Source organism: Exiguobacterium sp. s64, from assembly GCF_018618035.1.
Classification (GTDB): domain Bacteria; phylum Bacillota; class Bacilli; order Exiguobacteriales; family Exiguobacteriaceae; genus Exiguobacterium; species Exiguobacterium mexicanum_A.
In genome coordinates, this window is sequence record NZ_JACSLH010000014.1 from 23,388 (window position 1) to 47,392 (window position 24,005).

27 protein-coding genes are annotated in these 24,005 nt (G+C 50.1%); 19 read left to right on the forward strand and 8 right to left on the reverse strand.

Features of this window, described 5'->3' with window-relative positions:
• Window positions 1-138: 138 nt before the first annotated feature.
• Both KNP64_RS14045 and KNP64_RS14050 read left to right on the forward strand, forming a co-directional pair.
• Entirely contained in the window at window positions 139-414 is a 276-nt protein-coding gene (locus KNP64_RS14045) for a helix-turn-helix domain-containing protein (protein WP_214794052.1), read from the forward strand.
• Window positions 415-419: 5 nt separating this feature from the next.
• The gene (locus tag KNP64_RS14050) at window positions 420-1,301 is read left to right on the forward strand and encodes an IS3 family transposase (protein ID WP_371815596.1); all 882 of its coding nucleotides are present in this window, start codon (window positions 420-422) and stop codon (window positions 1,299-1,301) included.
• A gap of 63 nt (window positions 1,302-1,364) precedes the next feature.
• On the opposite strand, the gene KNP64_RS14055 is transcribed toward KNP64_RS14050, so the two are convergent.
• Together KNP64_RS14055 and KNP64_RS14060 are read right to left on the reverse strand one after the other, a co-directional pair.
• Window positions 1,365-2,084, reverse strand: a complete 720-nt coding sequence (locus KNP64_RS14055; RefSeq protein ID WP_211779490.1) for a peptidoglycan DD-metalloendopeptidase family protein — start codon at window positions 2,082-2,084, stop codon at window positions 1,365-1,367.
• 455 nt (window positions 2,085-2,539) lie between these two features.
• Window positions 2,540-3,660 (reverse strand): IS3 family transposase gene (locus KNP64_RS14060; RefSeq protein ID WP_214794049.1). Its coding sequence is split into 2 segments (ribosomal slippage): window positions 2,540-3,411 and window positions 3,411-3,660, totalling 1,122 coding nucleotides; the frame shifts between segments, so codons are not numbered across the junction.
• Between the two features lie 131 nt (window positions 3,661-3,791).
• Here KNP64_RS14060 and KNP64_RS14065 point away from each other — a divergent pair.
• From KNP64_RS14065 to KNP64_RS14115, 11 genes are all read left to right on the forward strand, one after another.
• Window positions 3,792-4,733: an ISL3 family transposase gene (locus KNP64_RS14065; protein WP_256441406.1), complete on the forward strand. Its 942-nt coding sequence runs from the start codon at window positions 3,792-3,794 to the stop codon at window positions 4,731-4,733.
• A 158-nt stretch (window positions 4,734-4,891) separates the two neighbouring features.
• Window positions 4,892-5,326: a hypothetical protein gene (locus KNP64_RS14070; RefSeq protein WP_051627722.1), complete on the forward strand. Its 435-nt coding sequence runs from the start codon at window positions 4,892-4,894 to the stop codon at window positions 5,324-5,326.
• 91 nt (window positions 5,327-5,417) lie between these two features.
• On the forward strand, window positions 5,418-6,101 hold the full coding sequence (locus KNP64_RS14075) for a hypothetical protein (protein WP_214794046.1): 684 nt from the start codon (window positions 5,418-5,420) through the stop codon (window positions 6,099-6,101).
• A gap of 71 nt (window positions 6,102-6,172) precedes the next feature.
• Entirely contained in the window at window positions 6,173-6,949 is a 777-nt protein-coding gene (locus KNP64_RS14080; RefSeq protein ID WP_125318011.1) for a hypothetical protein, read from the forward strand.
• A 284-nt stretch (window positions 6,950-7,233) separates the two neighbouring features.
• Entirely contained in the window at window positions 7,234-7,881 is a 648-nt protein-coding gene (locus tag KNP64_RS14085) for a DUF2750 domain-containing protein (RefSeq protein WP_131472743.1), read from the forward strand.
• A gap of 143 nt (window positions 7,882-8,024) precedes the next feature.
• A complete protein-coding gene (locus KNP64_RS14090; RefSeq protein ID WP_029595493.1) occupies window positions 8,025-8,282 on the forward strand; it encodes a hypothetical protein in 258 nt (85 codons plus the stop codon).
• A gap of 92 nt (window positions 8,283-8,374) precedes the next feature.
• On the forward strand, window positions 8,375-8,884 hold the full coding sequence (locus KNP64_RS14095; RefSeq protein ID WP_214794043.1) for a GNAT family N-acetyltransferase: 510 nt from the start codon (window positions 8,375-8,377) through the stop codon (window positions 8,882-8,884).
• 43 nt (window positions 8,885-8,927) lie between these two features.
• The gene (locus KNP64_RS14100) at window positions 8,928-9,410 is read left to right on the forward strand and encodes an SRPBCC family protein (RefSeq protein ID WP_214753368.1); all 483 of its coding nucleotides are present in this window, start codon (window positions 8,928-8,930) and stop codon (window positions 9,408-9,410) included.
• 6 nt (window positions 9,411-9,416) lie between these two features.
• Complete coding sequence (locus KNP64_RS14105; RefSeq protein ID WP_214753366.1) at window positions 9,417-9,893, forward strand: GNAT family N-acetyltransferase; 477 nt, start codon at window positions 9,417-9,419, stop codon at window positions 9,891-9,893.
• Window positions 9,894-9,912: 19 nt separating this feature from the next.
• A complete protein-coding gene (locus KNP64_RS14110) occupies window positions 9,913-10,893 on the forward strand; it encodes a Gfo/Idh/MocA family protein (RefSeq protein WP_214753364.1) in 981 nt (326 codons plus the stop codon).
• A gap of 61 nt (window positions 10,894-10,954) precedes the next feature.
• Complete coding sequence (locus KNP64_RS14115) at window positions 10,955-11,320, forward strand: hypothetical protein (protein ID WP_214719616.1); 366 nt, start codon at window positions 10,955-10,957, stop codon at window positions 11,318-11,320.
• Here the strand turns inward: KNP64_RS14115 and KNP64_RS14120 are convergent.
• The gene (locus tag KNP64_RS14120) at window positions 11,314-11,859 is read right to left on the reverse strand and encodes an ATP-binding protein (protein ID WP_214753362.1); all 546 of its coding nucleotides are present in this window, start codon (window positions 11,857-11,859) and stop codon (window positions 11,314-11,316) included. The genes KNP64_RS14115 and KNP64_RS14120 overlap by 7 nt on opposite strands.
• Window positions 11,860-12,077: 218 nt before the next feature.
• Here KNP64_RS14120 and KNP64_RS14125 point away from each other — a divergent pair, with 218 nt between their 5' ends.
• Window positions 12,078-12,644 (forward strand): histidine phosphatase family protein, encoded by a 567-nt coding sequence (locus tag KNP64_RS14125; protein WP_214753360.1) that lies wholly within the window; start codon window positions 12,078-12,080, stop codon window positions 12,642-12,644.
• A gap of 159 nt (window positions 12,645-12,803) precedes the next feature.
• Here the strand turns inward: KNP64_RS14125 and KNP64_RS14130 are convergent, their stop codons facing one another.
• Together KNP64_RS14130 and KNP64_RS14135 are read right to left on the reverse strand one after the other, a co-directional pair.
• A complete protein-coding gene (locus tag KNP64_RS14130) occupies window positions 12,804-16,184 on the reverse strand; it encodes a dynamin family protein (protein WP_214761715.1) in 3,381 nt (1,126 codons plus the stop codon).
• 17 nt (window positions 16,185-16,201) lie between these two features.
• On the reverse strand, window positions 16,202-16,822 hold the full coding sequence (locus KNP64_RS14135) for an NAD(P)-dependent oxidoreductase (protein ID WP_214761714.1): 621 nt from the start codon (window positions 16,820-16,822) through the stop codon (window positions 16,202-16,204).
• Window positions 16,823-16,997: 175 nt separating this feature from the next.
• On the opposite strand from KNP64_RS14135, the gene KNP64_RS14140 reads away from it, so the two are divergent.
• The gene (locus tag KNP64_RS14140) at window positions 16,998-18,089 is read left to right on the forward strand and encodes an FUSC family protein (protein ID WP_214753354.1); all 1,092 of its coding nucleotides are present in this window, start codon (window positions 16,998-17,000) and stop codon (window positions 18,087-18,089) included.
• A 45-nt stretch (window positions 18,090-18,134) separates the two neighbouring features.
• On the opposite strand, the gene KNP64_RS14145 is transcribed toward KNP64_RS14140, so the two are convergent.
• The 3 genes from KNP64_RS14145 to KNP64_RS14155 are packed head-to-tail and all read right to left on the reverse strand — an operon-like array spanning window position 18,135 to window position 20,814.
• Entirely contained in the window at window positions 18,135-19,181 is a 1,047-nt protein-coding gene (locus KNP64_RS14145; protein ID WP_214753352.1) for a DUF58 domain-containing protein, read from the reverse strand.
• Window positions 19,182-19,186: 5 nt separating this feature from the next.
• Window positions 19,187-20,113 (reverse strand): AAA family ATPase, encoded by a 927-nt coding sequence (locus KNP64_RS14150; protein ID WP_214753350.1) that lies wholly within the window; start codon window positions 20,111-20,113, stop codon window positions 19,187-19,189.
• Window positions 20,113-20,814, reverse strand: a complete 702-nt coding sequence (locus KNP64_RS14155) for a hypothetical protein (RefSeq protein ID WP_214753348.1) — start codon at window positions 20,812-20,814, stop codon at window positions 20,113-20,115. The genes KNP64_RS14150 and KNP64_RS14155 overlap by 1 nt, the downstream gene beginning before the upstream one ends.
• Window positions 20,815-21,108: 294 nt before the next feature.
• On the opposite strand from KNP64_RS14155, the gene KNP64_RS14160 reads away from it, so the two are divergent.
• The 4 genes from KNP64_RS14160 to KNP64_RS14175 all read left to right on the forward strand — a co-directional run bounded on the left by KNP64_RS14160 (window position 21,109) and on the right by KNP64_RS14175 (window position 23,887).
• The gene (locus KNP64_RS14160) at window positions 21,109-21,447 is read left to right on the forward strand and encodes a WGR domain-containing protein (protein ID WP_214761573.1); all 339 of its coding nucleotides are present in this window, start codon (window positions 21,109-21,111) and stop codon (window positions 21,445-21,447) included.
• A gap of 15 nt (window positions 21,448-21,462) precedes the next feature.
• Entirely contained in the window at window positions 21,463-21,804 is a 342-nt protein-coding gene (locus KNP64_RS14165; RefSeq protein WP_214794040.1) for a hypothetical protein, read from the forward strand.
• A 74-nt stretch (window positions 21,805-21,878) separates the two neighbouring features.
• Window positions 21,879-22,388 (forward strand): PH domain-containing protein, encoded by a 510-nt coding sequence (locus tag KNP64_RS14170; protein ID WP_214761572.1) that lies wholly within the window; start codon window positions 21,879-21,881, stop codon window positions 22,386-22,388.
• Window positions 22,385-23,887 (forward strand): PH domain-containing protein, encoded by a 1,503-nt coding sequence (locus KNP64_RS14175; protein WP_214761570.1) that lies wholly within the window; start codon window positions 22,385-22,387, stop codon window positions 23,885-23,887. The genes KNP64_RS14170 and KNP64_RS14175 overlap by 4 nt, the downstream gene beginning before the upstream one ends.
• Window positions 23,888-24,005 lie beyond the last annotated feature (118 nt).

The following is a 24,005-nucleotide window of genomic DNA, read 5'->3' on the forward strand; positions in this document are numbered from 1 at the left end:
CTAAAGAAATCGAATCAGTGGTGAAAAACACACATATGTCATGCGGCCTATTGGGCTAACCTAAATTTTTGAGACAATATAAAAACACCTTCGCAGTGGTACACTTAAAAAAAGTGCTAGCATCGGAGGTGTTTTTGCGTGGGCAAAAACGTATATTCAAGTGAAGTTAAATGGGCAGTGGTGAAAGACAAACTGAGCGGTGAGTTGACGAATAGAGAGATCATGGAGAAACACGGAATCAAAAGCGAGTCCCAAATCCACACATGGATGAGATGGTATCGGTCCAATGAAATCTATCGATTTGACCAGCCGATCGGTAAGCAGTACACCTACGGACTCGGTCCTGATTCCGCCAGCGAGGATAACAAGAAAGAGCGTCAACTATCCCACCTGAAGACGGAGAACGAAATCTAAAAAAAATTCATGGGGATCGAAAGAGAGTTGAGAAAGAAGTAGTCCTAAAGGTTTTAGAGCTCCTGAGGAGCAAATATACAGTCACGACAATCCTACGTGTGCTAGACGTTCCGCGGGCAACCTATTACCGTTGGGCCAGAGAACCGGTGAAGCACCCTTCGGTGCTAGAGCAAACAATCGTCGCAGTATGTAAGCTCACGAAGTATCGATATGGACATCGAAAGATAAAGGCCCTGTTAAAGCAAACCTATGAATTGGCAGCAAACCGGAACACCGTACAGAGAATCATGAAGAAGCACCATCTCCAGTGTCGGATCAAACCCAAACGAAAATGGAAGTCTCAGGGTGGGAGCATCGTCATCGCCCCTGACCTTCTCAAGCGAGACTTCACTGTCAGTAGACCGAATAAGAAGTGGGTGACGGACATCACCTACATCCAATACGGGGGCACGACGAAGTACCTCTCCACGATCATCGACCTATTCAACAATGAGATTGTTGCCTATAAGCTAAACGATCATCAACAGACGCCCCTCATCATCGATACGTTAAGGATGGCGTTGGAGAGTCGGAACAATCCCGAAGGGATTATCATCCATTCAGATCAAGGAAGTGTCTATACATCATATGCCTTTCAAGATTTCGTAAAGAGGAAGCATCTGACGAGCAGCATGTCTCGAAGAGGCAACTGTTGGGATAATGCGGTGATCGAATCGTTTCATTCGAACTTGAAGTCTGAGGAGTTCCAGTACGTCAAGTTCAACTCGTTAAGCGACCATGAAGTGCGTGAGCAGGTGAATCATTACTTAACTTACTACAACGAAGAACGTATCCAAGAAAAATTAGGCTACCTCACACCGATAAAATATGGTGTGGCGGTAGCCTAATCAAGGTATTTTTATTAGTGTCTCATATAGCTAGGTCAGTCTAATCTTTTCTTTTTTTTTAGGTTACAAATAGTTCATTGGGTTGACACTATTCGCTGCAGAATAACTGCTGTATTTATAACTGTTTTTATGAATCTCAAAGTGCAAATGATTTCCGAACGAGTTTCCTGTATTCCCAACTGTTCCAATCTTCATACCTTTAGAGACTGTCTGACCACTTTTTACCGAAAGGCTGTTCATATGAGCATAAACGGTTACGTATTTTTGATTCTGTAGACTATGTGAAATCATAACGTGTTTACCGTATGCACCGCTGTTTTTAGATGTAATGACTTTTCCACTGGCAGAAGCGTAGACGGGTGTGCCTTTTGCTGCAGCTAGATCAACGCCATTATGGAATGTATAACCGTAAGCACCATTAGAATTTCCGTATCCTTGGGTCAGCCGACCTTCTGTAGGAGAAGCAAAAAGAGAGTTATTATATGATGTTTTTTTGGCAACGTGGCTCTTATATTTTTTTAGGTAAGAACTATAGATATACCGTGTGTTTCCTTTGTAAAGTACTTTTGTCCAAGCTCCTTTTTTTCCCAAATAAGAAAAGGTCTGCCCAGTGTTAGTGATGCCGACAATTTTGTGATTGAGAGAAGGACCAGTCCGAACACGAAGATCGTCTGTCTTCACTTTTACGTTATATGCACTACTTGCTTCGACTTTTGGACTATGCATCGAAAAAGTTGTTGTGAGTAAGACACTAGAAGCGATAAGTATTACCTTGTTTTTCATTAGTTGTACTCCTTTAAAGATAAAGATACAGTGACGAACGATTTGTTAAAAGGAGTATAGCATCACTATATTACAAAAAAGTATATCAAATTCATTTCAAAAATTGACAAGAGATTTAATCAAAAAATGCATAGTTTTTTCACAAACGGATTTTATGATAAGATGGTTTGTCAAATTAAGCGCAACACTTCCTCGGTGAAGGCCTCGTGTGCGGTTTTCCAGTCCAGGCACTTCTGAACTGAACCCTGAATGATAGACACTTGATAAAAAGTGCTCATTCAGGGTTTTTTGCGTGCGGTCGAATCGATATAATGAACCTATTCATACAAACGGGGGAACGCATCCATGAGTAAAATCATCTTCAACGAACATCAAATCAGGCAGCTTGAGTTAAATCCGAACGTAGCGTCTGTCTCGGACCGGTCGATCCAGTACACTGGATTGTCAACACTTAACTAGACATTTTTTAAGAGGTCTCTTTTTTTGTATTCTTTCGGTGTCAGGTAACCTAATGTCCCATGGATTCTGATGTTATTGAACCAATGTATGTAATCACGTAATTCACGGTCGAGAACCGTCAGATTCGGGAAAGTCTGCTTCTTGACGAACTCGATTTTGAGAACCTTGTACGTCGCCTCTGACACTGCGTTGTCGTAAGGACACCCCTTGTCACTGAGCGAACGACGGATCCCGAAGCTACGCAACGTGTCGCTCACGAGTTTGTTGTTGAACTCGCTCCCACGGTCGGTGTGAAACATGCCCACCCGACGGAGGTCAGCTGGAATTGTTGCGATCGCCCGGGCCACCAGGTCCGCATCCTTGCGTTCGCCGACGCTATGTCCGATGATTTCCCGATTGAACAGGTCGACAAATACACAGACATAGTTCCATTTGTTTTGGACCCTGACGTATGTCAAATCGCTCACGATGACCGACAGTTCCTTTTCCTGACGGAACTCACGATTCAGCTCGTTTTTCACCGTGGACTCGTTAGGATTGCTTCGTTTCGGTTTGAATTGTGCGACGGTGTAGGAGGACACGAGCCCCTGCTCATTCATGATGCGTCCGATGCGTCGGCGTGACACACGCTTCCCTATACGCTGTAGCTCGACCTTGATCTTGCGCGTCCCATAATTGTCACGACTGCGGCGGAAAATCTCGATGACATCACCGGTCACATCGTCGACCGCCGGTCGCCTCTTGGATTCGTAGTAGAAGGTGCTTCTTGATAGTTTCAGGACTTTACACATTGCTGATACCGAGCATTTGTGCATATTGTTCTTGATGACAGTTACTTTCGTCCTATGATCAGCGTGGCTTGCTTTAAAATGTCGTTCTCCATCTCGAGCTGCCTCACTTGCTTGCGCAGGTCACGGAGTTCACGGGCCTCGTCGCTCAGGTTGTCCTCTGCCTTGAACGAACCGGTCGTACGGCTCTGGTTGATCCAACGTCCCAGTGCCGATGGTGTCAAATCGTACTCGCGAACGATATCGATCCTCGGCTTCCCGTTGAGATAGAGCTGGACGACCTGTTCTTTAAATTCATCTGTGTAAACGCGGTGCGCTCTCTTTGTCATGTCTAATGTTCTCCTCGTGTTCATAATTTGTTTCAGTCTAATCGACCTCTTCATTTATGTCCAATTGAGTGTAGCCCATCCATCGCTTCCGACACGGTCACGCATGGAACGTCGGTATACTCTGGATTGAGCTGGATGTCCCACGTCAAAGATGCTTCTCTTGTGATTTGACGTTCGTGTATGACTACGGTCTCGGGCTCGTCCGCACCTCCACCGAGGTGTTCCGGAAAGGCATCGCAGAACGTTGCCACGGTAGGACGATCTCATATGTAGCGCGTGAATACGGATTACCTTACACGACGGTGGAACGATGGTTTTATCGGTACGCCTCAGTAGAGACAGAGAAGCATACAACAGACGTCCTCATCGACGAGTTCGCCACACGAAAAGGACATCACTATGCGACAATCGCCCTCGATGCGGAGAGTGGTCGGCTCCTGTCCATTGTCCCGGGAAGGGACGTCACGGCCATCACGGCTGCACTCCAAGGCATAGCCGGAGACATCCGTTCTGTCGTCAGTGACTTTGCACCGACAATGGCGAAGGCCGTCGCACATGTCTTCCCGGATGCGAAACATGTGCTGGATCGTTTCCATCTCATCCAGTTCTTCACGGACGCCCTTCGCCGTCGGCGTCGTTTTTTGAACGAGGTGAAACGTCACCATCATGTCCGTGTGATTGACCGTGCTCTCGCCTGTCGTCCGGAGACGCTGTCCCCCGAAGACCGGGAGGTCGCCGATTCTTGCCTTCGGGAAGATCCGTTCACCCGGGACCTCTATCAAGGACTTCAACATATTCGATATGTGCTGAAGGCCACGTGCCATGGACAGGCGAAACGTCGACTGACCGATTGGTTGGATCGTTATCAGTCCCATCCTTGCGGGCCTCTGGCGAAGATCGCGAAATCGATCCAGAACCGAGAGGAAGCGATGCGTCGAACAATCGTGTCCAGTCTATCGAACGGAAAGATGGAAGGAACGAACAACAAAATCAAGCTTATCAAACGCCGTGGTTATGGCTACCGAAACCTCGAACGTTTCTTTTTAAGATTACGCTTCGAGCTTGGTCGTTAAAATAGCAACCACGTGTTATGGTGATGAGCCAATGATTATAGCGTGTGATAGTTGCGGAAACAAATCGAGGATTCTTCGTTCCATCGCGCTAGGTTTTAAACGGAAATGAATGAAAAAAAGAGCGTTGATGAATCATCAAGGAAGGGGCAAGCGTTCAAATGAGCCTGAAAAAACAACTACACAAGGCGATCCTCTCAAATGACCGAGCGACCGTTCAACGTCTAGTGAAGCCGCTCGCTCACGAAGTGGTGTTAGATACATTTCTTGAAGTTGCGTTTGATACGGATGACTTAGCGGTCTACGAAATCGTATGCGATCAGATTCAAGTTGAGCAGACTGCGGATTGGGAAGAGGCTGCGTCGCTTCTCATGAGCCAACCGTTCTGTCACCATCCTCATGCCTATGAACGGGCCTACGAACATGCGAAACGTGCTGTCGTGCTTGATTCTAGTCGCATAGATCTAAAGGAATACTTGCTCTTTTTCAATGCGATTCCCGACAAATTAATGACGGATGATGAAGCGAACGAATTAGCGACCGAGATTCTAAAGCTGCGGCCAACAAGTCAGGTCGCTAAGATGCATCTTCTGTAAAACGATGACTAGAGTCGTGCTGAATGATTATTCCAAGTGGAAACGTCCAATGATACAATGTGATGTAAGTCATCCCTAGAGGAGGCGCAACATGCGTTGGATGATTCGGCTTGGTTTGACCGCAGTGCTGACAGTAGGAACGGTCTTTATTGGACTTCGTCTCATCAGCTTGTTGATGGAATGGTGGTATGAGCCTCCGACCTCGGGGTTAAAGTTGCGACCGACACCGGCAGAATCTGAGTATTTGATGGAGTCGTCCGAAGGAAAGATGAGGATACCGAAAGAAGAAGAACAGTCTCGTCTGAAACTGGACTATTTGGATTATACGATTGATTCTGTGACTACCGTCATCGAACGAGGCGATGGCCTCTTCTATTGGGTGTTGATACTAGCCTGTGTATTGCTTAGCGGAGTGATTTTTGCCGCTAACATTCGTTTTCAGCACCGCAAGCGAGCTGACGAAACAGCTTCGTTCACGACGCGGACGTTCTCGCGTCATTCAGTCCCGAGCTCGATAACGAGTGTCGAAGAACCGGCTTGGACAGGTGTGACGATTCGGGACGCTCTCATCGCGTTCAATCAGGCGCTACCGCCGGCGAAGAAATGGTTGCCGACAGAAACGGTTTTAGAGTGGGCACGGCGCATCGAATTGACGGACATCGATTTCAAGCCATATTTGGACGAGCGCTATGGAATGACAGATTCGGTGACTCGGGAAGAAGTTGACCGCTTCCACAGAAGGCTCGAGCAGTATCAAGACCGTCTAACTCGTTGAGTAAACGTATAAACGATTCATCGTGTTTGATTGAACAACAAGATAGCGGTGAATATGGGAGGTGAAACTGGATGAAACTGCAGATTGAGAGGATATTTATAACCGATGAATCAAGAGTATTTGATGCCGATTTATCAGGTGGTGAAGTGATTGTTCTGGTGGATCAGGATGGCCCGGTCGTCTATTGGAATGAGCGGACGATACGACTGCCGTTTCATTTGAGTTCGCCATTCATCCGTCTCCTTGATTCAGAAACGTTTCTCGTCGTCGATGTGACGCACGAAGGTACACCCGGCAATGTCTGGGTCATCGATGGACGAGGGTCGATACTTCATTCGTTCCATGCGGGCAACGCCATCGGAGCGGTCGCCGTCAACGACACGGGGGTTTGGATCGGCTATGCCGATGAAGGGGTGTTCGGGGAAGGGATATCCACCGAGGCACTCGTCTGTTTCTCGAGGACAGGTGAAGTGTTACAACGCTATCAGTCAGATTTTGTACGTCCACCGACCATTGTCGACTGCGAATTGTTGCAAGCAAATCGAACCGGGGTCTGGCTCTGTCCGTCGATTTGGTATGACTTGATTCATGTTGATTCAACCGGTCGACTCAACAAGTATAAGACGCCGAAGCGACTTCACGACAGTTCGGCGCTGACGATTCAAGGACAGGTCGGCTACTTCGTAAAAGACGGGTTGTTGTACAAGTGGCCGTTCGGTGCACGCAAACGCCCTGACGTTGTAGCTGAGTTTTCGGGAACTGCTAGAGGGTTAGCCGAGGACGGACGGTTCCACTTCATTCAAATCGGTGATTATGAAGTGAGCGGCGTTCAGCTCGTTAACGAGTGATGACGCGTATAGGTAGTCGGTGAATCGACTAAGAAGTTACAACTTACAACCGAATGATTTCTCGTGACGATGGACCTTGTCTATAGGTCCTTTTTTACGTTTTACAAACGTTTGGCGCAACAGAATCGTGATCATTATTGAATCAACTTGTCGGAATCAATTCCCTCTTTTTTGTAAATTCAGTATACTCATGTTATTGATGTTAGAAAGAAGGCGATGAGATGAGGCTTGATACGAATCTTTCAGGAATTTCGGTCGAAACGATTGAACAGGTAGAGTAACAAGTGGGGTCACGCTTCCCGGACGGCTTACGTGACGCATGGGGTCATGAGAACAAGTTCGAACTTGGGGATTGGTTCTTTTATCCGATCAAGGACGAGCGGTTTTTCAATAAGACATGGGATGACGTCATTCGAGCCAACGAATTGAAACAAGAGGAGTTACCGCATGGGTTCGTGACGCTTGCGACGAACGGATCCGGTGATGAGCTCGGTTTTTTGAAAGACGACCGGGAGACGATTTACGCCTGGTGGCACGAGATAAATGACCTCGAGGTGGCGGCGCATTCGTTTGAGGCGTTCGTCGAAGTGACGCAGGCGGAAAGCGACGTGCTCGAGACATTTTGCGAACGAGTCGAGAAGAATGGACTCGTCTTCGGATTATCTGCGGAGCAAGACGAGGGGTGGGCGTACGCACCATCGCACGTCGAAGACACAGACGTCCTGTTATTCTTTTCGTCACGAGAGCTTGCGCTCGCGTGCCGGGTTAAAGAATGGGCCGACTATCATGTGATCGAGTTGCCGGTCGAGCTATTCCTTGAACGCTGGTTGCCGAACATGTCGGATGATGAGCTGCTGTGCGGCCTCGATTGGTCGAGCGAGCTGGTAGGGTTGGAATATGACCCAGAAACCATTCTAGAGTATTTTGAATAATTTTATTTCAAATACCGCATGTGATATCTTTTCTAAAAAATATAGCAACGAATATGATAAATTCTTTTTCTAAAAACGCAATCATATCGACAGAATTACTAGCGCTCATCGTGGAAAGCGACGTGGGAGAGGAGAACACATCTTTGAATGATTATAACGTAGGGAATATCTTTGAGCTGTATTCAGGCAACGAGACCCTCTCGGTGGAGCAACAGGCGATGATGGATCCCATCGACGCCTACGTTGAGGCAAACCAGTTCAAACAGCTTGAACATTACCTTCAACAAACCCGAGGCATCGAGCAGATGTTGATTGATCATGTGATGATGGACCCGACCGATAACAGCCGATGGGACATGCTCATCGGGTATGAGTTGATTGATACCATCCACAATCGCTGAGCTGCTCGGTCTAAGCATGGACCACGACGAGTATAAAAAATACGAGCGGATCATCAATAAAAGATAGTCACCCTAAAGAACGGAGCATTGGAATGAACACAATCGCATTAGCCAAACCATCAGATTTAACTGCAATTGAACAACTGTATCTCGCTTGTAAAGACGATTTGCTCACCCGACAGATTTTTCAATGGGACGACACGTATCCGAACCGCGCCTATTTCGAAGCATGTATCGAAGAAGGTTCTGTCTATATTATGAAAGGCGGTGAGCAGTTGATCGGCGTCGTCGTGCTCGACGAATGGCAGTCGCCGGAATGGGAAACGATTGAGTGGCGTCACGACCATCCACTCGTCATCCATTCCTTAATGGTGCATCCGGAGCGGCAAGGTCAAGGTAGCGGAAAAGCCCTGTTACATGCCTCTGAACAGTTGGCAAAAGCGGAAGGTTACACTAGCATCCGGCTCGACAGCTTCTCAGGAAATGGGGCAGCCTGCAACTTTTACAAACGACACGGCTACGTGGAACGTGGAAGCGTCCATTTCGATTCGAAACCGAAAGGGCATGAACGGTATGTCTGTTTTGAAAAAGATCTTGTCTAACGTAATGAAAAAAAGAATGTCGATCGATGAAGGAGGATTTGATGTGAAACAACTTGAAGTGGCTACATATACAATGACAATCGACGCACCGATTGACCATACGTTCGCTTGTCTCGCAGAAGACGAACATATCATCAAATGGAACGACCATTTGATCGAGAACATCTACGAGGATGGTGACGCCTCACTCGTGACGGGAAAAAGGTTCATCTCGGTCCAACAGTTCGAGAAGAAAGAGATTCGGGTCGAATCCGAGTTGACCCATGTCAATCGTCCATATGAGTGCGAGGTGCAGGCGATGACGAATCAAGGAGTGTCGACGGCGACATATACGTTAAACGAGACAGCAGACGGGACGGACGTTACGATTCGCATCACACTCGCACCGTCCTCATGGCTGTATACCCTATATGTAAAAGCGTTTCGCTGGGCGATTCGCCTGATTTATGATGAACAGTTCAAACAGTTCCGCATCTACGCCGAGGCGAGTGCGCCAAAACCGTCACCTGCCCGAGAGGCGGAGTGATTTGCGATGATTGAACCGATTACCTCTTTGACGCGTGACGCGGTCCGTGCATTCTTTATCGATGCCTGGGGCTCACCTGAGATGGTCATCTCGACCGGTAAGTATGACTGCGCCACGCTTGACGGGTTCGTCTGGTCGGAAGCGAACGTCATCATCGGCCTCCTCACGTATGTCATTCGGGAAGACGAGATTGAGATCATCTCGCTCGACAGCCTCCAGGAGAAGCGTGGCATCGGCTCGGCGCTCCTCGATGAAGTGGAGAGAGTGGCCAAGCAACATCAGCTCGAACGGCTGTCGCTCATCACGACGAACGACAACCTGCGTGCGCTCTCCTTTTACCAACGCCGAGGCTGGCGCCTCGCACGGATTATCCCGGGTGCGGTCGATGCGGCCAGGCTACATAAACCGTCAATCCCCGTCATCGGTGAGCACGGCATCCCGCTCCATGACGAAATCGTCCTTAGCAAAGCCATCACAACCTAAAGAAAAGAGGGATTAACCCATGATTCGATTCGGTATCATCGGCACAAACTTTATCACCCGTTCTTTTATTGAAGCGACCCATCAAGTCGAAGACGCATCCGTGTCCGCCGTCTATTCCCGGACAGATGAGCGCGCGAAAACGTTCGCCGAAGAATTTGATATTCCACATACGTTCACCTCACTCGAGGAGATGGCATCCAGTGAATTGATTGATGCGGTCTATATCGCGAGCCCGAACTCGCTCCATGCCGAGCAGAGCCTGCTGTTCATGCGTCACGGCAAGCACGTCCTCTGTGAGAAGCCGTTCGCCTCGAACGTCGAGGAAGTCAGACAGATGCTTGAGATGGCACGCGAACAGGACGTCGTCTTGCTCGAGGCGCTCCGCAACCTGTTCATGCCGAACTTCGATGTGTTGCGTCAAGAACTCCATCGGGTCGGCCACGTCCGGCGTGTCATCTTGAACAAGTCGCAATACTCGTCACGCTACGACTTGTATAAACGCGGAGACAATCCGAACACGTTCAATCCTGCCTTCTCGAACGGCTCACTGATGGACCTCGGCGTCTATTGCCTCGGCCCGGCCTTGAAACTGTTCGGTCGACCTGACGGCGTGCAAGCAAACGCGGTCAAGCTCGAGTCAGGTGTCGACGGCAGTGGTTCGGCCATCTTGTCGTATGACGGCATGGACATCATCGTGCTCCACTCGAAGATTCACGGAACGGACGCTCCGTCCGAAATCATCGGGGAAGCGGGGCGCATCGTGATTGACGATATCGGTTCGCTCGACCGCTTGACATTCGTTGGCCGAGACGGGGCGACCGTCGAACTCGGTTTAGAACAGGAAAGCCATATGACGTATGAGATTCAGACGTTCGTAAACATGATTGAAGCAGGGGAGCGGGAGACCGAGGTCCATTCGTTTGCCGATATGCTCACACTCGCGGACGTCATGACCGATATCCGGCAGCGCATCGACGTGCGGTACCCGGCTGACGCATAACAAAGAGCCTCGAGCACACATACTCGAGGCTCTTATTCTAAATAGAAGGTGAGGAACAATAATGAACGTACAAGAGATTTTAGAGGAGATTGAAAAGATATATTATTGGGATGCTCGTGTGCTCGGGTGTGATTGTCGGTACTACGGGGATGAAGTGTTAATCAAAATTGAAGAAGAAAATGAGAGTTATCATCACCAGATCGAATTTTTAGGATGTATCAAAGTGGACATCGTTGCTCCTTTGAACGACCGGGTGGCACCCATCAAAGAATTATCTAGATTACAGCTACCTTACTTTATGCACGATATCGCTGTCTCGAGTTACATGTTGGATGGGACCGAGGTGTTCGTCTGTAATCTGTTGTTCCCTCCCGCAAGCGCTGAAATTCATTTCACCAAAATCAGGATCGGGAAGGAATATCATTGATGCTGATTCTGTTTTAACACATCCATGACCATCGCGATTCGTTCCTCGGTCGAGTAGTCGCCTTCGATTCTTAGGATGGGACAAGCCAGTTCAGCCAGCCATTGTTCATGCGACGACTTACTTCTAACTTCTGTCCCGGCATGGTCGTAAAGGGCGGCCCAACTCAAAAACGCTTGTGATTGCTCGTATAGGCTACCGCCAGCGAGTGCTTCCGCACCATAGCGCTCGAGTTCCCGTTGTTGCAATCTGGCCAAGCGGACGTCAGGCGGAATCCATAAAAAGATAACCAAATCAAAATAGGGCATGAAACAGTCGCCCCAACCTGCGAGAGATCCTGATAGAATCCACCGTTCAGATTGTAGCAACTCTTCCTTGAGCATCTCGCGTCGTTCAGGGACAGGTCTCGGTTCGGTGAACTTGTTGATCCAGAAATAATCGTCCGTATCCAGATGAGTATGCGGCAGGACGTTCGCCAACGCGTGGCCAAGTGTTGACGTGCCGGAGCCCGAAGCGCCGAGTATGTGAATTCTGCTTCTCATGTTTGCCTCTCCCATCAACCTATATTTTTGCGGCTTACATCGTGAACTCCAACGGTATATTCTCACCGTTCCAACTTCGATGTTCGTCTTCATCGGAAAAAATATGTAGGCGTTATCCTCTTTTTGAGGAATATAATGAAGTCACGCTGGATAATTTTACAATAAGTTTCAGTGGAATAATAGTGAATGATGACATCCATAGAACGGGAGACGATGACATGACGACCTTATATTTCGTAAGACATGCACACTCTACATATACAGCCGATGAATGGACGAGACCCTTATCTGAAAAGGGAGAGAGAGACGTCCGTAACATCACGAACACCTTGAGTGAAGAAAAGATTGATCTCGTCGTTTCGAGTCCATATAAACGAGCTATTCAAACCGTCCAAGGGATTGCTGACCAGATTGGGACAGAAGTGCTACTCATGGACGATTTGCGGGAACGGATGTTGACGACAGAGCCGGCCGAGAATTTTACCTTGGCGATGACAAAAGTGTGGGAAAATCCTACATTTGCATGGGAAGGGGGCGAATCGAACGTTGTTGCTCAACAGCGGGTAGTCCGTGCGATCTTGTCACTACTCGACCAATACGAAGGAAAGCGAATCGCAATCGGTACGCATGGGAATATCATGGTGCTGATCCTCAATTATTTTGATGAACAGTATGGCTATATGTTCTGGAAAGAACTCGATATGCCGGACGTTTATAAAGTGACGTTTAACAAACATGAACTAGTGAGCGTTGAAAAGCTATGGGACCGTCAAGAAGCGGTTTGAAAGCCGTTCATGGCGTCATAAAAAAGGATGGGGCCGGTCTCGGTCCCATCCTTTTTAGTCTACTCTCTATTCAAATACAGGTGGCGAATAAACAAGCCGAGTGCGACCGTCATGATGACGGCCGGAATCAATCCGACGAGCAACAAGGAACCCATGCGTTCAGTCCTTTCTGAGCGCAGCGAGGCGCTGTGTCATGTCTTGGAACGATTGTCCGTCCGAGAGCACGCTCAGTTCGCCGGCGACGAGGTTGTTCACTTCACGGTCCCAGTCCTGGCTGAGTGTCTTCTCGAGCGCGGCAAGCTGCGTCGCCGTCCGTTCGACTTGATGACTTCCGACGCGCGCGAGTTGCTCGCGCACCGCCGTCTTCAACAGGGCGCTCAAGTCATCGCGCAGTTTCGTCCGGCCGTCGCCTTCGAAGAATTGGTTCGCGTTCTTATAGTGCTTCAGGACGGGACGGAACGGGGCCGCCTCGAACGCGACCGGGTCGACGGCGTCACGGAACCAATCGATGTCGATGTCGTCCTCAAACGACAGCGTCGGCAGGAGCGGACGCAGTTTTAGCGTCTCGCGCTCGATCAAGCGTTCCGTCTCCCGTTTCAAGAAGCGCTCGAGCCGATATTGGAACACTTGCAGCTCTTGATGGATGTCATACGCATACTTGTCGAGTGTCCGGCTGAGGGCGCGCTCGAGGCTCGCCTTCGATCCATCGACCTCGACCGGATGGAACGTCTCTTTGACGAAGTCCGACAGCCGGAGGAGCGAGCGGGTCTCGAGGTGGGCGAGCAACTCGTCCGTCTCGCGCTTGAACGGGTCTTCGAGCGTCGTGACGTTGAGACGATTGTCAGAAGTGCGTACTTGTTCGAGCTTGTCACGGCGGGCCGCCTTGACGCTCGCATCCGCTTCGGCCTCGCGGACGACGTCCTCGAACGCGGTGACGAGGGCATGTGCCTCATCTTTGATGCGGACCGCGTTCGCCTGACGCAAATCGTGGTCGACGAATTGCTCGAGCTTGACCGAGAATCGGTCGAACCCGGCGTCCGTGCCCTGGATGGCGTTCCGGCTCGAAATCGGTAGCACCGTCGGATGACGGACGCCAAGTTTCGTCAACTGGTTCGACACATAATCGCTGACGGCGAGCCGTTCCGCCTCATCCGCCGCCAAATCGGACGCGTTGACGAGGAAGAACATGTGATGGTCACCTGTCCCTTGGACGCGTCCGAGCTGGATGACGAGTTCTCGGTCGGCCTCGGTGAAGGCGTGATTGTAATACGTCACGAACAGGACGGCGTCGGCGTCACGCATATAACCGAACTGTACTTCGCTATGACGGTTGAACTGCGAGTCGGCACCTGGCGTGTCGACGAAGATGATGCCACGCTCGGCCCAAGGGGAGTCGATGGCGAGCTCGATCTCTTTGACGATACAGCTCTTCTCTTCCTCCGTGACGAATGAGCAGAACGTGTCATAGTCGACCGTCTCCTGGCTACCGAGATAGGACAGGGGAGCGTTCTTGAGAGCGTTGACGAACGGATGGTCGAGATGGAGTGCGTCGAGTGACGCCCCGTAACCGTTCAGCTCGGCCTCGAGTTCGGCACGTGTCTTGAACGTGATCAACGCACTCTTGTTGGCGCGGCCGTTCGGCGGCACGATTTTCGTGATCGACGCCGTCAGTGGGTTCGGTGACGTCGGGAGCACCGTCTCACCGAGCAACGCGTTCAATGTCGACGACTTGCCGGACGAGAACGCCCCAAAGATGGCGAGCGTGTATGTCTCGGATTCGGCCCGGGCCAATTTATGACGGAGCGACTTGACGCGTGACTTGAATAAGGGATGGTTCTCTAATATTTCACATACCGCATATTCATAAGAAAAATCAAACGACAAAGCGGTGATATCATCCACCAGAAGCGAGGTCGAGGCAACTTCTTGTTGCTGATGTTCGACTTGTTTCTGCGGTAATTGGTCGGCCGTGACGTAGTGACGGGTCTCAAGGTCCGTCAAACGCGAATCCGAGAGGTCACGTGTCGTGTAATGGGTGAGCTCGTCTCTCTGTTCGGCCAGCTGACGTTGTAGCGCCAACGTGTCGAGCATGTCATACAATTCGTCTTGCTCGGTCTCGATGGCATGGATTCGGTCTTTACCTTCGGCCTCAAGATACGTTTCGACGGACGTGACCCACGGTTCGGACACTTTCGTCACCCAAGAGGCGAGAGCCGACTCGATGTCGCGGCTGAATTGAAGCACCGTGTCACCGCTGAGCGATGCGCCGGACTTCACTTGGTCACTGATGAGCGCGCTCGGTGCAGTCGGTAACGTATCCGGACGGGACAAAATCGCCTCGGGCAGTTTCAAATCACGGACGATGTCTTCGGCGTACTTGATCAAGTGGGGGCGAAGGTTCGTATCGATCAATCGGTTGAACTCCTTGACAGCGATCTCTTCACGACGTAGCCGTTCCTGGCGCGTCTTGTCTTTTGAGAAGAACAGGCCGACCTTGAACTCCGGCGCACAACTCTCGAGATAGTCCCGCAACAGTTCACGGAACTCATAGTTCATGATCGGCGCGCTCGCGACGATCGGTGTCTGGTGTTTGAAGAACTCGCGACGGAACGCGGTGAGCCAGATCGCTTTCTTATCGAGGCGTTGCAGGCGGGCTTGAATCTCCGTCGGCTGCTTCTCGATGACCGGCAACTCGTCCAAGAGGGCGTCGTTCGCACGAGTGGACCGGGCGAGCAACGTATCGACGAGCAAGTCGGCGCGTGCTTCCGCATGTTCACGCGCGGCGTCGATGACGGTTTGGACGTACGTCCGGAGGCGTTCGACCTCATTTTCCGGGTGATCGAGCTCACGGAGCGAAATATAGAACATGTCGTCCGGATTGATCGCGTGACGGGTGAAGGCGGTCTCGAGCGAGCGTTTGAACGTGTGGAACGGAAGCTCTCCTTCATCGTGCTTATCGATTTGGTTGATGATGATCGAGTAGGGACGCCCCTCGGCGCTGAACTGTTTCATCAGTTTGATGTTTTGTTCGGACTGGACGTGATTGTAATCCATCATGAAGAACAGATGGTCGGCGAGGAAAAGCGAGCGTTCCGTCGCTTGACGGTGCCGTTCATCGGTCGAGTCAATCCCGGGCGTGTCCATGAGGACGACGTCGCTTCCGAATGGGAAGCGGGGCAGGGCGTACTCGACTTCTTTAATCTCTTCGATTTTGCAGTAGTCGCTCAAGCGGTCGAGTTCATCCGGCGCGAGTCGAATCCAATCTGTGTCGTTGACGGCGACCGATGCCCCGACGTCCCCCTGTCGAAGCGTCACGATGTTCGCACTCGTCGGAATCGGGCTCGTCGGCAACACGCCATCCCCGAGCCAATTGTTGAGGAGCGTCGACTTACCTGCTGAAAAGTGGCCACAGACGGCAATCCAAATCTCGTCACGTGTCACTTTTCGGAGTGCGGTCTTGGCGAGACGAGCCGACTCGGTCTCAGCTTGTGTGTCAAATACGTCGGTCAATTGCGCGAGGCGCATGCGTTGTTCGTTCATAAATCCCCATCCCCTACTTATGATTCCGTCGTGATGCCGACGCGGTGTCTACGATATGATTTGTCTTTCCAGGCTTGAATGACGAGCTCCGCCACATCGTCACGCGAGATTGGTCCCGAGTTCTGCGTCCCGAGCACGTCAGCTGTGATGACGATGTTCCCGACGGACGCGTCTTCAATCAATTGCGTCGGGCAGACGATTGTATAATCGAGCGTCGATGCGTCGAGCAGTTCGTACGCCTTGGCGTGGTCCTCGGCCGCGGTCGTCATCGAACGTTTCGATTCTCGGGTCTCGAAGCGATAGTGATTGGAATCGTGTGCCTGCAAGATGCCGGCCGTCCCGACCGTCAAGATGCGGGTCACTCCGTTTGCTTCCATCGCCGAGATGACGAGTGGGGTGAAGCGGGACAAGACGTTCTGCTTGTCTGTGCCGAGCGCCGACATGACGACGTCGGCTGATTGCACCGTCTCCGCGATGGCATCTGCATCGGTGGCATCCCCGATGATGACCGTGAGTCGTTCTCTCGGTTCGACCTCACGGCGTGACAACAGTCGGACGTCGTGTCCGTCTTCTAATAAACGTTCGAGCAACCGTATCCCCGTGCGGCCGCTCCCTCCAAATAAAGCAATGGTTGACAAGTAAACCCCTCCCCATCAAGATTAAAGAAAATATCCAACGCCATCATACCACGGAAGCGCTATCGAAACAGGGGACAACGGCTTGAAATGTTTTGAGGTTTCAGGGCATGGTAAGTGGGATACAAAAAGTTAAGACGTGTATAAAGGGAGGAAGACACCTCGGTGTCGACACCGCATGAGATTTGGAGCTAGAACAATCAAGACCGGCATATCCGTCGCCTTGGTGTTACTCATCGCCGAGGCATTTCAATTTCAACAGATCGTCGTACCGGCGCTCGCGGCCTCGCTCGCGTTATTGCCGTCTGTTTACCAGACGGGTGTCCGGCTATTAGAAGAATTAAAAGGGAACTTGATCGGGGCTTTGCTCGCCGTCTTCTCCTTAATGTTGACGCCGAACCCGACACCGATCGCCATCGGGGTCGTCATCATCATCGCCATCTCGATCCTTCTCTTCTTGAACCTCGAGTCGACGACCCGGACCGTCATCTTGACGACGATTCTGATTATGGAAGGGGCGAGCCAATCGGACATGCCCGTCTGGATGTTCGCCGGAGAACGTTACTTGCTTATCATGATGGGGATCACGGTGGCGCTTCTCGTCAACGCGCTCTTGTTCCCGCCACGCTATGAGCGGAAACTTGAGGACGAAATTACGACCGTCTTCCAAATGGCCGTCCGTATCGCCCGTCTGTTCTCGGAAACGGAAGGGGGGCGCTCGTCGTTCGAGTCACTCGAGGAGACGAAGAAGAAACATCGGGATTCGAAGACAACGTACGACTTCTTTGAAGAAGAGATTAAAGCCAACCGCTGGCTCGAGAAGAAGACACCGATTTATCGCCGAGCCGTCTTGAAGTCGAAAATGATTGATACGAACAGTGCCGCTATCCACGTACTCGACAAGCTGCATGACGATTTTCTGACGCTCGAACACTTGCCTCCACAGCTCAAGGACGAATTGATGCGTCATATGCGACACTTGCTCAGACGACATGAGCGTCTATTCTCGGCTTATGAGTTAGAGAACGAGCACATCATCGACCGGGAAGAGGATCTTATCCACGAGAACTTCGACTTCGCCAAGCTGATGATCGAGAAGATGCGGGATGAAGAGGAAGACCTCATCCTGACCGTCGTCCCGCTCGTCGCAACGATGACGGACTGGGTCAAGGCGATGAACGAACTCGAACGCTACCTCATCACCGAGATGAAGAAGCATGGGGACAATTTGAAAGTGGAGCCACGCAAGAAGTGGTTCTTTGAAGACTGAATGTCTGTTAAAAAAATCGCCTTACCTTACTTGGCTTTTAAAAAGTCAGTGAGGTGAGGCGATTTTTATGAGCTGAGCTTGCTTGTTTTTTATTTTCGTCACGTAAGGCGAGAAACGGGTTGAACCCATATAGTGATCTTGCTCCGAGAGACTAGAGAGTAAGGCGAGGATGTTTTTAAGCTGCTTCGCCCCTTCTTGGATGCTCAAGTGATTGACATGTCCCTTTTGATCTAATCGGTTCACAAACAGCTCGACCTTCCCGCCGCTTTCAATCAATTCCCGACTGACCAATGCCGTATCCTCTATCAACTCTTCGAACTGATGATGAAGGCCGATCCCGTTCGAAGCCGACAAGTCGAGATACACCGTGAACATGTCTTGATTGACCGGCTGGTACAGTTTCGTTTGCAAAGTGGATTTCTTCGCCGTCGCATACCAGTCGATTTGTCTAGACGGTTCATCCTCATAGGGCTTCGATGAGATTTGTAGTAATCGATCCTTAATTGGAGAATATTTAGAGACGCGCTCACCAAGCTTCAGGTGTGATCGTATACGCTGCGCATGAGTACTTGAAATCGATGGATATACCGTCCAACGTAAAGGGGGAGCCAAATAGAGTGTTAACGTCCCTAACGATAGAGGCAAGCTAATCGTGATGGAGATTTCTGCTATTTCGATGGGCCCTCTTCGATTACTTGTAAGTTCGAAGACGAAATCAGACGGCAGCTCGTCCAATTCGATGATGGTTTCCGTATGCCCCTCTAAGTTCACGACGTAAGGTCCATCCTTTGGCGTACGTATATACGTTTTCGTGCCCATTTCGTTTAAGAGGTGCACGTTCGTCAGTTCAAGGGTGAACTTACAACTTTCGTCCTTGAACAGAATCGAGTCGAACTGTCTCCACGTGACGTCCATTTGTGCAGTCAGTCGTTTCGTGTAACGCTCGATATAAAGACTTGCTGCCAAAAAAACAGCAAGAACGAATGAAAAGATCGAGAGGTACGGCACGAACAACAAGATGACCATCACTGAAAATAAGACGATTTGGATTCGTTTTTCAAGCAAGAAAAATACATTGGTCGTGATGTTCATCGGAGTCACATGCCCATCTCGACCGGGACCGGGATGGTCGCCAAGAGTTCTTCCATGACCATGGCCTTCGAGGACTTGATCTCGCCCTCGAGCGTCAGTGTCAATCGATGTGCGAAAACGTATGGGGCCAAGAACTTGATGTCCTCTGGTGTGACATAGTCACGATTTTGGATATAGGCATAACTTTGAGCGGCTTTCGAGAGCGCGATCGTCGCACGTGGACTGATCCCCGTCTGAACATTCCGGTGACTACGTGACGCGGTCGCAATCGAGACGATATAACGTAACACATCTTTCGAGATGTGGATTTTCATGGCATCGGCTCGATATTGTAGGAGTTGCTCGAAATCGACATTCGCCAGTACCGCCTTCCGGGTCTCGGTGACGGATTCCTCCAACAATTGAAGTTCGAATTCTTCGGTCGGGTACCCTGTATGTAAACACATCATGAACCGGTCAAGCTGCGCATCAGGCAAAGAAAAGGTACCAGATGATTCAATCGGGTTTTGCGTCGCGATGACGAAGAATGGGGTAGGAAGGTGATATGTCTTGCCCCCGACCGTCACCTGTCGTTCTTCCATCGCTTCAAGCAATGCAGACTGGGTACGTGGGACGGCCCGGTTGATTTCATCGATGAGCACGATGTTGGCGAAGATTGGGCCTTGCTTGTTTTCAAACTCTTGCGTCTTTAGATTGAAAAAATCTGAACCGACAATATCTGACGGTAATAAGTCGGCTGTGAACTGAATTCTTGAAAAGTCGCCGTGGAAACTCGTCGCCAATGTCTTGGCCAACATCGTCTTTCCGGTGCCCGGTACATCTTCTAAGAGAACATGTCCGTTTGCCAAAAGTGATGTCACACACAACTCTACTACTGTCGGATTGCCCAAATAGACTTGGTTGATTTCCTCAATCATCGTACGAATGTTCATCAAGATTTCTCTCCTTTATAGTGTTGGATGTATTGTCTGACAGATACTTTGAAATCATGAAGTGAGCGCTCGTCGATCACGTCCAGTTCTCCATATCGTACATCGGCATAAGGTTTCACAGATTGTTCGAATCGAATGCGTGCAAACCACTCTGAGACGGTCTCGTGAGGTTTTCGTTTTTGAGTGTCGCTCAAGATGTCATTCAACTCCACGAGTAGTTTCCCAAGCTCAGTATCAGAGGCATAAAGAAAGGTTGGTGTTGTATTGGTCACCGTGTTCATGTTGGCTCGAGATGATAATGGTCTCTCGTCAGCTGAGGACGGTGTCGCTTTGCGTCGCCGCTTATCCCACCAGTTTCGTACGCGCTTGTAGTACTTGAGAAATAAAATGAGCAAGAAAGCTATAACTGCCCATTTTAGGACATCTGAAACAGTCTCTTGATCTTCGCCAGACGTCTTCTTCTCAAACCGTTCTTTCGACAAAAGATCATACCACTTCGGTATATCATTAGTATCCTCTAGATTCTCTGTTTTGTCTTTAAAGGTTGCCAACTCACCGTCGATATACCTTGGATTTCCCGACATGTCTTGTTGGGTGGGACGATCTACAATCATTCCATAAAGGAAAGTCCCGCCGGTTTTAAATAAAGCGAGGATGACCAAGGTCGAAATGATAAAATAATACATTTTTCTTTTCTGCATAAACCCTCCATCATCAAAATGCCTGCCTACTTTTGTAAGATTAAGTTATTGTTAGTAGAATACACATTGCTACTTTATTTCGCAGAAGTGATTCACCTTCTATTTGATTCTATTGATAAAAAAAACGGATCTACCAATCAAACCGTTACTACATCGCATAAGTTTATACTTATATATTCCATTATAAAAAAATAATGTCAATAATTGAATTTAATTACATTAGATTGATCTGGTCCTTCATCGTTCAAATTCTGCGTATAATGAAAACATCTTAAGCGATATGGGGATGAGCAGATGCAAACCTACTTACAACACACCACGAAGTTTTGGAACATCCGTGTCGGGTCCGACGAGTTCGCCTTACATTACGGAAAGCTCGGGACAATCGGGAAAGTGCAAATCAAATCGTTCGAATCGGAGGACGTCTGTCAGAAAGAAGCGGACAAGCTGGTTCGCCAGAAACTCCGGAAAGGGTACATCGAGACCGAGATTGATTGGGACGACTTCATTTATGTCGACGACCCGGAAGTCGGTCCTGACCGACTCACCGCACACCCTCGGTTCAATGATCATTTTCAGGAGGATTTTTACTTGGATTGCAGGGATGAGTACAGTCCGTTCGGCAGTGACTAAGGGGCCGACGTTCTCGTGATGTTCGAGGATGCGATTCGAAAACAGCGGGACATCGATTTTCTCGTCGGGGCGTACGACATCGTGTCGGGCTGGATGGAGCGGGACGTGTCGGGCTGGATGGAGCGGGACGTGTCGAGCCCGGACGACTGGGCGACATATGAATATGGCTTCGACTGTGACGTCGCTATCATGGCAAGTACGTTCGCGTCGATTAAACTGACCGGTCATCTAGACGCTGCGCTACAGGGGGAAGGTGTCGCCGCACTCGACCGCCTTATCCAGCAAGTGGAGGCCGAAGACAAACCGCGCTTTGAGTTGATGAGATCACGGTTGAACAGTTTCCCGACCTCAATTTGAAACTTTTTTAGGGAGTGCACCGTATACTAGAGGTAGAACGGGCACATGCTCCGAATTGTTAGGGGGAAACACTAATGTCAGACATAGAAACAACACCAACATCATTCAGCGGCACATTGCCGATTGAGGCACGTACCGTCTTCCGGTTGTCGAGTGCCATCTTTTATCTCATCGGCCTCGTCATCATAGGTGGACTCGTCGCCGCCGCGCTCTATTTTGACTGGCCGACGTGGCTCCAATATACGATGTACGCTTTACTCGCCATCGATCTCATCTATAGTGTGATCGACATCGTCGTCTTCCAAAAGTGGAAGCAAGAGCGGTTCACGTATGACGTGAAACCACTCGAGATCCGCCTGCATCACGGGATCATCACGACGCATGACGTATTGATTCCGATGACGAAAGTCCAATACGTCCACGCCCAGCAAGGCCCGTTGCTACGAAAGTACGGCTTGCAGACGATCACGATCGGGACGGCCGCCGGATCACATGACATCTATGCGATTGAAGAATCGTTCGCGAAGTCGCTCCGTGAACAGATCGCGGTCTATGCCCGCATCGAGGAGGAGGATGTCATATGACGGAAGCCGCTCTCACATGGCATCGCCTGCCGAGTCGCGTCTTGCTGTTGCGTGTCTTAGAGCTCATCAAGTCATTTATCATCCCACTCGTGTTGTTGTTCGTCATCAACAATGACTGGAGTTCGACGTTCGGCATTATCTTGCGGGTCGGGATTCTGCTGTTCCTCTTGTTCGATATTTTGCAGAAGTTCTTCGGCTGGCTCAACTTCCGGTATGCGCTCGATGAGAAGACGGTATATATCATCGATGGCAATTGGATTAAGAAAGAGAAGTCGCTTCCGCTCTATAAGATTCAAAGTGTCCATTCGAACAGCCCGTTCTTGTACCGATTGCTCGGGGTCGTCGAGTTGACGTTCGACACGAACGCGAACAGTGACGACGCCTCGTTCAAACTGGCCGGCGTCTTCCCGAACGAGGCGAAGCGGCTCGAGGACATCCTTGACCAGGTGCGTCATCGCAAGACCGAGACCGACATACCGGTAGAAGGGGAGACGGACGGGACAGTTGCACCGGTGGCGATTGAAAAACCGTCGAGCCGTTTACTGTACGCCCTCTCAACCCGAGAAATCATCATCGCCTCGCTGACGTCATTGTCAGTGTTCGCCATCTTCCCGGTCGCCTCGACAATCATCTCGTCGATTGATGACTTCATCAATCTCGACGGGACGTTCGATACGATTGGGGATTGGGTCGTCCATGCGTCAATCATCGCGGTTGGTGTGCTCGTCTTAGCGGTCCTGATCTTGTCGATTGTCATCGGCATGGTCATCAATTTCTTGAAATACGGGAATTTCCGACTCGAACGACGCGGCGACCGCATTCGCGTCGAGAAGGGATTGCTCAACCGTTCCGCCAAAGAGATTCCGTACGAGAAGATTCAAGCGGTCCGGGTCAAAGAGACGTTCATCCGGCGGTGGTTCCATATCGTCGGTGTCGAACTCGTCGCAGCGGGGACGATGGACGAGTTGAAAAATGAATCATCGACCATCCTGCCGTTCGTGAAACGAGAGCGGGCAATGAATGTTTTGAACGAACACTTCGACCAGTTCGTCTGGTCTGATGCGCTCCATCGCCTGCCGAAGCGTTCCCTCTGGGTTAAACTGTTGCGCATCAGCTGGGTCGGACTGATCGTCTCGGGAGTCGTACTGTACTTCTTCCGTGAGTATGCCTGGTGGCTCATCCTGTTGTGGGCCATTATCATCGGCGGCCGTTTGTTGAGCTATATGACGACACGCTACGCCCAGAACGGTCAGTTCATAGAACTACGGACCGGCGCCTTCAACGTCACGTCGTTCTTGACGGACAAGCCGAGGATCGAACAGATTCAAGTGACGCAGACGCCGCTCCAGCGCCGTTTCGATGTATGTAACGTCCTGTTCTCGACGCGCGGTGTCCTATCACATGAATTGATTGAGGATATCCCGAAGCAAGAGGCGGATGCCATGTTGCACTGGTTCTCCCGCTATACGGTAGAGGAAGATATTAAAACACCGGGCTAACGCCCGATTATCGACGAGCCCACTCGCGTAGTGATATGCTCCCCAATAAGTAGACAGATGAAATAACAAATCTGTTTATCTGATTGGGGAGTGTTTTTTTATGACGAGAAGTCGACAT